The sequence below is a fragment of the Mycolicibacter sinensis genome, from assembly GCF_001673565.1.
GTDB classification, from domain to species: Bacteria; Actinomycetota; Actinomycetes; order Mycobacteriales; family Mycobacteriaceae; genus Mycobacterium; species Mycobacterium sinense_C.
Genome location: NZ_LZMF01000002.1, coordinates 1 through 1,822 on the forward strand (window position 1 = coordinate 1; position 1,822 = coordinate 1,822).

Annotated in this window: 1 protein-coding gene; it reads left to right on the top strand. The window is 72.4% G+C overall.

Annotation, left to right across the window (positions count from 1 at the left end; translation table 11 throughout):
• Positions 1 to 206: 206 nt before the first annotated feature.
• Positions 207 to 1,822: DUF7159 family protein (locus tag A5648_RS00015; protein WP_065022575.1), on the top strand; the 1,616-nt coding region annotated here is incomplete at its 3' end.

The following is a 1,822-nucleotide window of genomic DNA, read 5'->3' on the forward strand; positions in this document are numbered from 1 at the left end:
GGTCCGCCGATCCTCGGTCCGCCCCGGGGCGGGTGGGACGGCGGTGGTCACGGCGGTGGTCACGGTCGCGGTGGTGGCAAGGGCCGCGGCGGCGGCGGGATCAAGATCCCGCTGCCGATCCCGGGCCTGCACTTCTGAGGTGGGGATTTCCCCCGCAAACACCTAAGATGGGCTAATCAATCACCGGCCGTAGGGGAGGAGGTGCGATGGACATCGTTCTGGGCGTGTCGATGGCACCGCCGTCGGTACGGATGGTGCTCGTCGAAGGGAAGAACGCCGGTGGCGTCACCGTCGACGAGGACGGCTTCGAGGTCGACTCCGGCGGGCCGGCGTTTCCCGAGCAGGTGGTGTCGGCCATCCTGGGCACCCAGGAGAGCGCTGAAGAGGGCGGCTATCGGCTGGCCTCGACCGGGGTGACAGTCGCCAATCAGCTGCAGGCCGGCCAGTTGCGCGACGCGCTGGCCCATCGCCGGGTCGAGAACGTGATGCTGGTCTCGGCGTTTTTGGCCGCGGCCGCGCTGGCGCAGACGGTGGGCGGGACGGTCGGCTACCAGCGGACCGCGCTGATGTTCATCGAGCCCGACGGCGCCACGCTGGCGGTCGTCGACTCGTCGGACGGCTCGATCACCGAGGTGCACCGGGTGGCACTGCCGTCCGACGACGCCGCCGCCCTCGGCGAATTGACCGCCCTGGCCGCGCAGGCCGGCCGGCTCGAGTCTCGGCCCGACGGGTTGTTCGTGGTCGGCTCCGGCGTCAACGTCGGCGTGGTCAAGCCCGAGCTGGATGCGGCCAGCCCCATCCCGGTCAGCGTGCCCGAGGAGCCGGAGACGGCGCTGGCCCGGGGTGCCGCGCTGGCCAGCGCACACGCACCGTTGTTCGATTCGTCGACGTCGGCGTTGGCGTGGGCGCGCGACCCGGGCACCGGCGTGCTTGACCCGAATCTGGTGGCGCTGGGCTACGCCTACCAGGCCGGCGGCGACTACGACGCCACCAGGGGCGAGTACGCCCTGGCCTACAGCGCCGTTCCCGACGACGCCGACGCCGACTACCTTGCGTTCTCCGACACCGGCACTACCCAGGGCGCCGTCGCCGAGGACTACGCGCCGAGCTCCGGTCTGCGGCTGTTCGAAGAGACCGAGCATCCCCGCCGCCGCAATCCGTTCCTGCTGGCCGGCAGCGGGCTGGCGGCTTTCTTCGTCGTCGGGGTGGCTTCGTTGCTGGTGGCGCTGGCGGTCAGTATCCGGCCCACCGCGTCCGACCGTCCTGCGCCCGGCCAGCACATCGTGGTACCCACGCAGCAGGCGCCGGCCCCGGTTCCCCAGGTGGCGCCCAAGGTGCCACCTGCCGCGCCCGCCCCGGCGGCTCCAGCACCGGCGGCCCCGGCGCCCCCCGTCGCGCAGGCCCCGGCGGCTCCTGCGCCGGTGCCCGCGGCTCCTGCGCCCGCGCCGGCGGCTCCCGCTCCGGCGGCCCCGGCCCCCGTGCCGATTCCGGTCCCCATTCAGGTGCCCAGCCCGCCGGCGGTCGAGATTCCCCCGCCGGCCGCACCGGCCCCGCCGGTCAAGCAACCCGAGTGGCCACGGATCTTCGACCCTCCCAAGCAGAGTCCGCCCAAGAACGACAATCCGTCGTGGCTGCCGGGCAACAACGGTGGCGGCGACAGAGGTGACAATCCGTCGTGGCTGCCGGGGAACAACGGTGGCGGCAACAAGGGCGGCAACCCGTCGTGGCTGCCGGGCAATAACGGTGGCGGCAACAAGGGCAATAACCCTTCGCCGTGGCTGCCCGGCGTCGGCACCAACGGCGGTGGAAACAATCCCTGGTT